Below are 9,727 nucleotides of genomic sequence, written 5' to 3'. Positions count from 1 at the left end.
GATTTTGCCTTGTTATTATGAATGATAACGACCGAGGTTTGTCAGGAGCCGTATACGAGGCCCGTACGTACGGTTCTGTGAGAGCCAAAAAGTCGGGATTAATTTTCCCGACTTTTAGCTACTCGATATGGAGAAGTAAGATTTGAGGTGAGGCAAAAACATGTCAACCATTTTCGGCAGGCCGACAGGGTTATTCTTTAGTTATGACGCTATATTTGAACGACAAGACCTGTCTACTTTACAGAAATTAGTTTACATCTACTTTTGCCGGAGGGCAAACGGTAATGGAGAATCAATGCCGGCATATGATGTGATTGCCAGGGACTGTGGCTGTCACCGCATCAGCGCAATTGATGCCGTGAAACAGTTGGACAGTAAAGGTCTAGTAGTAAAGCACAGGCGCAAAAGGTACAATGGCTCCGATACGTCAAATATGTATGTTATCTTCCCGCCTGACAGTCCTTTTGACCAGGGCAAGGAAACAATTAACGACAACGGAGAAGCGATGCCCAAAAAACACAGTATTTACGAGGGGTCGCCTGAGACTACCCCTGGGGTAGTCCAGGACAACCCTCGTGGGGTAGTCTCAGACTACCCCCAGAAGGAAACACATATTAAGGAATATGTTGTTGTTGTTGATCAGTTGCCCAAAGTAGAAAGAATTTCAAATACCAAAAGCGCAAGCAGCTCTGTCGAGAATGACGGCGCTGCTTTTGATTTGCATCCTGACGATATGGGTAGTAGCGGCCAGGAACTGCAAACGGGTCCGGAAGAAAAAGGCCCGGAAGAAACTCCAGCATGGGAGCAGATTCGCTCAAAAGTTAGGACGGTAGCCGGAGCCGACATATCTGCTAGCTTCGCAAAAGATATTGAAAAAAATTACTCTCCGGAGAAAGTTTCTTCAGCCCTTGACGAAATGCGCCGCCAACTATCCCAAGGCGTGGTAATCCGTGGCGTGGGTGCATGGCTGCGGTACGCGCTGGAGAATGACATCCAACCCGATCAGCCAGCTAAGACAAATTCTATTCCAAAAAGGAGAAATGGCCACAACAACAGGACCCCCAGAGCCAGACCCGTAAGGCCGGAGACAAAATATTATTCAGCCAAAGAACAGGAAGAAAAAAAGAAAGAGTTTATCAGGAGCCTATATACCTGAATCACTAAGGGAAGAATACCTGGTCGTAAAAGTAGACCTTTCGGACAATATTCCTAGCCGGCGTTAATGCGTCCGTTAAAGTTCTATATTCTGTTTACGGACGTTCATCATTAATAGTACGGTTTTGCGGAAAGTGCCGGCCTGGAGAAGGGATGTGGACATGCCGCTCATGTGGATCTTGTGGACAGCCCGGTTAACTGCCATTAGTAAGGAGTTGCTAACCGCAAACTGCTCCGGACTTTTGATAGTGCAGCTCTCCGGCCGGTCTGACCACAAGGTCCACAATCGCTTGGGCAACGTTACCACGTTGCCCACATGCCCACAACCTCTACTATGGCGATCAAAGGATAATGATGATGATAGGAGTGATGAATTATGTTTAAAGATCTGTGGAGCAAATTTGCTAAAACTATTCTTTCTGCGTTTGACCGCCAAAAGAGTAGGTTTGGTAACAGTAAAGCAGGTACTATAGTTGCAGAGTACCTGGCTAAAGATATCAAGCTGATCCCCGTCTTGAAATGGGCTGGAATTGGCGCCGCTGCATTTATCGTAGACGCAACGATATTGGGAGCATTAGCTGGGGGAATAGTGAAGAGTTTTAGTAGTGTCGCATTAACCATAAAAGGGCTGCCCCCTTCCGACCTGGTTGGGCCAGGCTGGTATTTAACGCACCCTTTTAAAATATCGTGGGTATTCCTGCGGCATATGTTCGGGGCTCCAATAAACATTACAAACGTGTTTAACACATGGGTCGGGCTGAACATAATTGGCGGTTTAGCGATTGCGGCAAGTATAATCTACGGTAAATATGCTAGAAATAAACATGATCGTGATATCCAGAAAATCAAATTTGTGAAAGTAAATTACGATATTGAAAAAGAAATAAAAAAGACGCCTGCCGGGCAGATTTTCCTCGGCCTCAACGACATGAGGCGGCCAATCTATTTGCCAGTGAATAAATTAGCAGAGCATATCCACGTGTTAGGTGGCGCCGGAACAGGAAAAACGAGCTTTGCTATTATTCCTTTATGCGTTCAAGCCATTAGGTATGGTCTGTCTGTGGTTGCGGTAGACTTTAAAGGTGATTTACAGGCAATACAACTTTTGGCACGAGAAGCCCAAAAAGCCGGGAAAAAGTTTTATTATTTTTCACTTCACCCGACAATTAAGTCAAATAGCTATAACCCTCTTAATTCAGGGACTTCACTTAGTAAGGTTGAACGTGTATTGACAGCACTGGAATTGGTTTTCCAAGGTGCTGCAAAATATTATACCTATTGTCAACAAGCTATATTTATACCAATTCTAAGATATTTTGAAACTAGAGGTATCAAATGTAGCATGAGAGATATAAGAGAGATACTTCGGGACCCGGAATTGGTTAAAGAAATCACAAGAGAAGTAATGACACTTAGCCAGGTGCAGGGATTAACTGCTGCGCTGACACCGTTTGCAGACCTTAAGCGAATCAACGACATCGAACCTGATATTGACCTTGCAGAAATAATGAAAAATGGGGATGTTGTTTACTTCGACTTACGATCTGCAGAAGCCCCGGAGTTTGCAGCATCTATTGGAAAAATGCTCGCCATGGACTTGCAGGCCCAGGCTGCTCTCAGAACCCAGCAAGACCGGCTGGTGGTAGTGGCTATTGATGAATTTCAAAATATGGCCTGCAACGCCTTTAAAAATATTATTGCAAAAGTTCGCAGCGCGAACTATGCAATGGTCTTAGCGAACCAGGCTCTGGGGGACTTAAAGTCCGTCAGTGAGGACTTCCTGAATACAGTTGCAACAAATACGGCTACGAAGATTGTTTTTAACGTGGAGGACCCAGCGGATGCAGATTACTTTGCCCGAAAAACAGGTCAGGTTGTAGTTGATTCCCACGGGCAAAGCAGCAGCCGCGATGCCATCCACCCACTAGTGACCAGAACGAGAACAGAAAGTAGTCAAGAATACGACAAGCACTTTATTCACGCCAATGTTTTTTTGAAGTTGCCGTTTTCCAAATCGGTCATCTTTCAGCGCGGTCAGTTAGCTAGCCTTGGGAACCATGTCCACCTGATCAGTAAAGCGGAAAAGGACCGACTGGAGTTAGAACCGTATCCTAAACCGGTGTCCGGGATAAAGCATGGTGTTAAAACGGCATCGGGAGAAATTAGGCGTTTGAAAATGATTATCATTGAAAGGAAGAAACAGGAAAAACAAGACCAAAATCAAGCCCAGGGTCAGCCCCGGCAACAGCCCGGCCAGGGGGAAAATGCCGGCGTTGAAACGGAAGATATTGCCATGTAGTTGCCGGCATTTTCCGGCATATCTGCCTTATAGTGTCACCAATTGCCTGGTGCATTCAGGTAGTGCCGGGCTTCCGCCATTCGGCACCACCTATCAGCACCACCCTGGCGCACCATGGCCGGGCCGCGCAGGGGCTTGCCGCTGCAGCGTTTCTCTGTTAGAGTGTTCCGCCCAGCGGAACACTCTAACAGAGTGGGAGCAGCCACGACACTAACAGTTCCAATGCAATGCTTCGCTACCGCTCAGCATTGCCCCCGTCCCTTCGGGCCGGGTGGAACTGTAAGTGTCGCGTCTGCCTTCGGCCACCACCCCCTTCGGGGGCAAGGGGGCTTCGCCCCTGGTGGCCTACGGCAGACGGTCTTCGCTTCGCTCGACTGGCTGCTCTTGCGCCCCTGCGTTCCGCCGGGTAAGAAAATTCGGCTTCGCCTCATTTTCTCCCGGCTACACTCCGGGCCGCTCAAGGGGGAGGGGCTCTGCCCCTCCCCCTTTAACCCCCAACCCCGCCGGGGGATTTTTTAATCCCCCGGACCCCCTGGCATGGCTTCGCCCCTCTTATGATGGGATTGAAATAATAACTAAGGTTAAGCAACTAACCAATCGTGATAGATAATACGCATGGTAAAAAACTCAATAAAGAAGATGGATGGTGAAGATAATGCTACGTCATAAAAACTTACGAGTGATTTTGCTCCTGTCGCTCATTGTGTTAGTCCTGGCGGCACAGGTTGCCTGGGCGGAAACCGAGCAGCAGACCAGCAATTCCACCGGTGTCGATAAGGGTGGTTCTTTTGAACGTGTAGTGGCCACCTTGCTGGAATTTCCAATTAATATAGCTAAAGAAATCGGAAAACATGCCGGTTTAAAACCACTGGACCAGCTAGTATTTCTTTCAGGATTAAGCGACGATCAAAAAAAGATGTCTCCATGGGAAAAGCAGAGTGAAGTAGACTTTATGAATATATGGTATGCGGCTATGTCCGGCCTTACGTTGCCATTGTTTTTAATATTAATATTCGTAAGTGGTTTTAAGCTTACAGCCTCTGGTGTCAATCCGGCAGCTCGTGAAGAAGCAATACAGTCTATTTGGCGTTGGTTCGGGGCGTTGGTAATTATGGCAGTGGCCCCGTTGTTTGTACAAACCTTGATGTGGTTCACATCTATAATACTTGACGGTATTAGTTTTGCCTTCGGCCTGGTGGCCACAATGGCGGGGATCGGACGAACGGTGCAAGACTGGGGCGCAATCAACTTTGGTGGCGTCTCACTGACTACTGGTAGCGTTCTTGGTACTGCAATCGTCAAGTGTATGTTCGTTATTATTTGGATTTGGCTTAACGTGATTTATATCGTGCGGAAGCTTGTTCTTTCGGTCATGTTCTGTTTCACTCCATTGATGGCAGTTATGTGGGCGCTTAATAAAAACACTACAGCGATGGCTGTATGGATGGGCGAGTTGGCGTCTAACGCCTTTATGCCCGTAGCCCACGCTATAGTTTTTTGCGTTATCCTCGGGTTTTTGGACGTGAAAAACGTCAGCCAGGGAGATACGTGGCTAAAAATTCTGGTAACGATGTATACGATTATTCCGCTTGCGGAAGTAATCAGGAATACTCTCCAGTCTCTTATGTCACGGTGGGCAGGGGTAAGTGAAGTTAGGACGGCTGGAAAGGCTGTAGGTGCTGCTGTTGGGCTGGGCAGTGTATTTTCCCTTGGACGAGTGATTGGGAGTACGTTTGGAGGTGGTTCTGATGGCGTACCAGTCGATTTTAAAGACCCAGGTGGTTCTGCGAGGCAGTCTAATTTGGATCCTATACCGGTAACGGGAGGCGGCTCTGGTGGTATGAGTGGTATCAATGTACCAGGCGTCTCCAATTCCGGTTCACAGATTGATTTGGGTAAAGGTGCGTCAGTAAGTATGGCTGGAGGCCCAGGTGATAACACGGGTATTATGGAAGGTGCGGTTGGGGGAATAAGTGGTATGGGAGGAAGCGCAGCGGTAGGCACGGCACACAGGGCAAGTGGTAAAGTGAGTTATGGTGCGCAAACCTCTGAATCTTTTGGAACATCGGGCAGTGCGGATAGAATAAGATTAGGCGATACAGGAAGAAATTCAGCGGGAAGCGCGACAAGAGGGTCGGCTAAATTTGAAACCAACGCGGTTGGACAGCCACAGGAGCAATCTTTTAGCGGGCGAATAAGAACAGTGTTACAAAATCCTCAAAAGGTTGCAAACTTGGCCGGCGACGTAATCCGTTACACTGCCGGTGCAGGTATCTGCGCAGTAGCCGGAGCTGTACCCGGCGCGGCACCCATTGGTGATGCTATGGCCGGTATGGCTGAGGGGAGCGCGCGGGTAGCGGGAACGGCATCTTCATTATTGATACAGACGCGAGCGGTGGCGAAGAAAGATAACATATCCTATGGAGAAGCTTTGCAAAAGGTGACCGGTAAAGAGAGTACCCTGGCTGCTGTAACCGTAGCCGCTGGTATGGCTGTAAACGCAGCATTTACGCCTGCTCCGAAGCAACAGAAGTACCAGCACCATAGAAACTATGGTCTCGATTACAGGATATAGTTTATGGCGAATCGGAAGTATTTAATAAAGAATTAGCTTAATATTTTGCGGAGGTTTTTATTTTGGCAAAAATCACAAAGGCTAAGCAGTTAACCGATAGGGACAAAAGTATTTTGACTGACCTGGCACGGTGCAGGGTGTTGTCCTCAAGCCAGATTAAAAACGCTTACTGGCCTGAAGCCAAAGAAAGGACTTGCCTGGAGAGGCTTGAAAGGCTCCAAAAAGCTGGCTTTGTTAAAGTACAGACCATCCCGGGTGAAAAGGCCGGCAGGTATTTAAAAGTGTTTTGCCTTGACGATAAGGGTAAAAAATGGGCCACCGGTCCGGAGTGTGGATTTGACCGGAAAACTATTTTTGTTCACCCGGGTAAATCAAACGAGATTCTTCACCAGGTTAGAACAAATTCGGTTTACTACCGGCTTAGCTCAAACGAACGGGCTACTTACAAAATTGGCGATGTGATTGAAATTGAAAGAAAGGTCTATAAAGGCGGCGGTGGGGTTGAGATCCCAGATGCCGCTTTTGTTAACGACGAAGGGGATGAGGTTTATGTGGAGGCGGATACCGGCAGTTATACGGGGAGGCAAGTGAAGCAAAAGGTCAGCAGCTTTGGAGGGAAGAGGACTATTTGGGTTTGTCCTGCCGGCAGGAAAGGTTTTCTTGCAAGGCACGGGGCCGAGGGTGAATTTTTTACTTATTCTACCGCAAGTTAAATGAGTAGGGGTGATTATATGGGGTGAAATTAACCGAACGCGATATTAAAACTCTGGAGTTTTTGGCAAAGTGGCGCTTTTGCACGGTGGAGCAGTTACAAAAAGCCGGGATCTTTCGCTCATCTTCAAAAAAATGCGGCAGCAGGTTGTCAATTCTTCGTGCCAATGGATTTATTAAATCAAGCCGTCTTAATTCCGGCAAGTTGTTTTATATCCTGACACCTAAAGGCGGGGAGGCAATAGACTTAATTGCCAGTTGGCATTCTGCACGTTACCGGTTTGCTATAAGTACAGTAGTTAATCAGCTGGTCTTAACTGATTTTGCCTTGTATATGAAGATTGAGTATCTACCCAGGGAAAAGGCGCTTGAGAGATTTTTAGAAGCTAGTTATGGCGAATTGCTCAAGGTGTCTCGTCTTTCTGATACTTATTATATGAAGGACGGCTTGCTTCACGTGTTGGTGGTGGACAACCAGCTTTCCATGAAATATTTTGCGGAGCGGGTGAAGGCGTATTCAAATCTGCCGGCGGAAATGCGGGAGAGTATTAAGATCGTGTTTTTGGTTTTCAGCGAAGCTAAAAAAATTCAAGTGAAAAAGCTATCTAGCGGTAGTAGAGTTAAAGTTAATGTGCTAAAGGCAAGCTGGAAGTATTGAAAAAATGTAATATAGCTATAATGGCTATATTTTAGTATAATAAGTGTGAGATATTTAAAAGGCGGTGAGATTATGCTCCAGGTACCGGTTCATGAGGCGAAAAACAGGTTAACGGTTTTAAGGCGTGAGGCTGCGACCGGCAAAGAATTTCTCCTGGCCGACGCAAAACGCAAGGACGGTTCGTCGGTATCCCTTATTTCCACTGATTTGCTCGATGAGTTGTGCGAGACCAGGAAATTTACCTACGAGTGGATCGACCAGCCGGGCGGCAAGAGCGAGAATTATTCTCTGTACAACGTGGAAACCGGCGTTTACGGGGTTGGCCCGACCAGGCTGGAAGCGGTTGAGGATTTTATTGACAATATCCTTGATTACGCTCAGGTTTATTTTGCCGATTTGCCCTATTATTTAAGCCCGTCTGGCGGCAGGCGCGGACATTACTGGTATTTGAGGCGCGTCCTCCGGTGCGCGGGTGACAGGGAAAAGCTTTTCTGCGTTTTAGACCTGGAGAAGGTATTGGTGAATTAATGGGGGATATACCTTTACTTGGGACGACGTTGAAAAAATATGCCGTAAGCTGGGGATGGAAAGACAAGGTAAAACGTCAGTTTGGAAGGGTGTTGGCCCCGATGGGATTAAAAGGACCTGCGTTATACATGCCAAACATAGAGGAAATGTGGGTGCTGGGCTAGCGCAGAAAATCGCTACAAGGGAGTTAAAATTCGCTTCGGTTGAAGAAATGTACAGGTTTTTAAAAGGTGAATAACATTATAGTGTAGGCACAGGCCGGCTCCGTAAACTTCGCCCGCCTGTGCCTTCGATTTTGTCTTTTCATGTCGGGCAGACAGGCGGAAATGCTGTCTTAGGGGTAATCTCTGTGGTTCCGCATTTCCGCCTGACTGCCAAGTTCTGAGGTCTATAAGGGGGTGTCTATTAATGAATATCGGTTACGTTCGTGTGAGCAGCAAGGATCAGAATGAAGAACGACAAGTCCTCAAAATGCGTGAACTGGGCATTGAGGACCGGTTTCTTTTCATCGACAAGGCAAGCGGCAAGGACTTCGACAGGCCGGAGTACCAAGCCATGAAGCGTATTGTCCGGGGAGGTGACGTGATTTACCTGGACGCTCTGGACCGGCTTGGTAGGGATTATGACGGCATCATCAGGGAATGGAAGGAGATTACTAGGGAGATAGGCGCTGATATAGTGGTGCTGGAGAATGAAAACATCTTCGACAGCCGCAAGTTTCGGGAGATGGGCGACATCGGCAAGCTGATGGAGGATCAGTTTTTGAGCCTGCTTTCTTATGTGGCCGAGCAGGAGCGCAAGAAAATAAAGCAGCGCCAGCGGGAAGGAATATCGGTAGCTAGGGCGAATGGTAAGCGCCTTGGACGGCCTGGTTGTGTGATACCCCCCAACTTCCAGGAGATATGCCAGCAGTGGAGGGAAGGGAAAATGACTGCCGTGGAAGCCATGCGCCGGACGGGGATGAAAAAAAGCAGCTTTTATAAAATGGTGAAAATACTGACTATTTAGGATAAAATGATACTTTGTTGGAAAAATTGATGTTTACAGACGTTTGTAATTTTGATATTATGTTTTATGGATCACATTTGCGCTAAAAATGGGGAAAATGTGATGCGCACGTACCTAAACGGGTGGCGTTTCCGGTGAGGGACTCCCTTAATCTGGTATGTACCAGATCGCTACGCTTAGAGAACCGGCGCTGGGGGCAAAAGCGAGAGTTTGCTTGATTTATCCATTTTTGTTACGAATGACCTTTGAAAACTGAATAAGGATATTGTAGAGAGTAGCGGAGTTGGACGGAGCACCGTCCTATCTAACTCGCATTTTCCTGCGCGCGCTTTTCTCCGGCAGGGGCGATTAGGTGGGTAGCCCGCCGCATTATTATACTCGAAAATAAAACCTGTTATGAAAACAAAACCTCACTATATCTGTGGGGTTTTTTCACTTTTTTGAAGGTTTTTTCTCGTATTCTGATAACGCATATTCTAGGAGGGATTTAATGGCTTCACATTGACTCATTTTATCCTTTGACTTCAAAATATTATCTTTTTAAAATACAAAAAAATTTTGAGGAGGATAACTATAATGGCGAGACAAAAAACTAAAAAAGCCTATCTATTAGAAATGCTTGGGGGACATGGTAATTTAGATCTGGCTGACGCTGCAGAAAAGCTGTATGGCGATAGAGAAGAATTAGCAAGGTTAAAAGTTATTAGACTTCTATCTGCATATAGAAAAAAGGACAAAACTTTTGAAAACATTAGAGTTCGATCCGGTATAATTACTTATATTTAAAGAATAA

The 9,727-nt window shown here is 46.7% G+C and carries 9 protein-coding genes; 8 read left to right on the top strand and 1 reads right to left on the bottom strand.

Annotated features, from left to right (window positions below; translation table 11 throughout):
* The first annotated feature begins 160 nt into the window (after positions 1-160).
* Entirely contained in the window at positions 161-1,156 is a 996-nt protein-coding gene (locus L7E55_RS14305; protein WP_277444980.1) for a helix-turn-helix domain-containing protein, read from the top strand.
* 75 nt (positions 1,157-1,231) lie between these two features.
* On the opposite strand, the gene L7E55_RS14300 is transcribed toward L7E55_RS14305, so the two are convergent.
* Positions 1,232-1,471, bottom strand: a complete 240-nt coding sequence (locus L7E55_RS14300; protein WP_277444979.1) for a hypothetical protein — start codon at positions 1,469-1,471, stop codon at positions 1,232-1,234.
* Positions 1,472-1,531: 60 nt separating this feature from the next.
* On the opposite strand from L7E55_RS14300, the gene L7E55_RS14295 reads away from it, so the two are divergent.
* The 7 genes from L7E55_RS14295 (at position 1,532) to L7E55_RS14265 (ending at position 9,720) form a co-directional block, all read left to right on the top strand.
* Positions 1,532-3,454, top strand: coding sequence for a type IV secretory system conjugative DNA transfer family protein (locus L7E55_RS14295; protein ID WP_277444978.1), 1,923 nt, complete (start codon positions 1,532-1,534; stop codon positions 3,452-3,454).
* Between the two features lie 655 nt (positions 3,455-4,109).
* On the top strand, positions 4,110-6,029 hold the full coding sequence (locus L7E55_RS14290) for a hypothetical protein (protein ID WP_277444977.1): 1,920 nt from the start codon (positions 4,110-4,112) through the stop codon (positions 6,027-6,029).
* Positions 6,030-6,091: 62 nt separating this feature from the next.
* On the top strand, positions 6,092-6,742 hold the full coding sequence (locus tag L7E55_RS14285; protein WP_277444976.1) for a replication-relaxation family protein: 651 nt from the start codon (positions 6,092-6,094) through the stop codon (positions 6,740-6,742).
* Between the two features lie 23 nt (positions 6,743-6,765).
* Positions 6,766-7,398: a hypothetical protein gene (locus L7E55_RS14280; RefSeq protein WP_277444974.1), complete on the top strand. Its 633-nt coding sequence runs from the start codon at positions 6,766-6,768 to the stop codon at positions 7,396-7,398.
* A 72-nt stretch (positions 7,399-7,470) separates the two neighbouring features.
* Positions 7,471-7,926 carry a hypothetical protein gene (locus tag L7E55_RS14275; protein WP_277444972.1) on the top strand — a complete coding sequence of 152 codons (456 nt, stop codon included), beginning with the start codon at positions 7,471-7,473 and terminating at the stop codon, positions 7,924-7,926.
* A 408-nt stretch (positions 7,927-8,334) separates the two neighbouring features.
* Complete coding sequence (locus tag L7E55_RS14270; RefSeq protein WP_277444971.1) at positions 8,335-8,934, top strand: recombinase family protein; 600 nt, start codon at positions 8,335-8,337, stop codon at positions 8,932-8,934.
* Between the two features lie 576 nt (positions 8,935-9,510).
* The gene (locus tag L7E55_RS14265) at positions 9,511-9,720 is read left to right on the top strand and encodes a hypothetical protein (protein WP_277444970.1); all 210 of its coding nucleotides are present in this window, start codon (positions 9,511-9,513) and stop codon (positions 9,718-9,720) included.
* Positions 9,721-9,727 lie beyond the last annotated feature (7 nt).

It is taken from the genome of Pelotomaculum isophthalicicum JI, assembly GCF_029478095.1.
In the GTDB taxonomy this organism is placed as follows: Bacteria; Bacillota; Desulfotomaculia; order Desulfotomaculales; family Pelotomaculaceae; genus Pelotomaculum_D; species Pelotomaculum_D isophthalicicum.
This window is presented reverse-complemented; position numbering and strand designations above follow the sequence as displayed.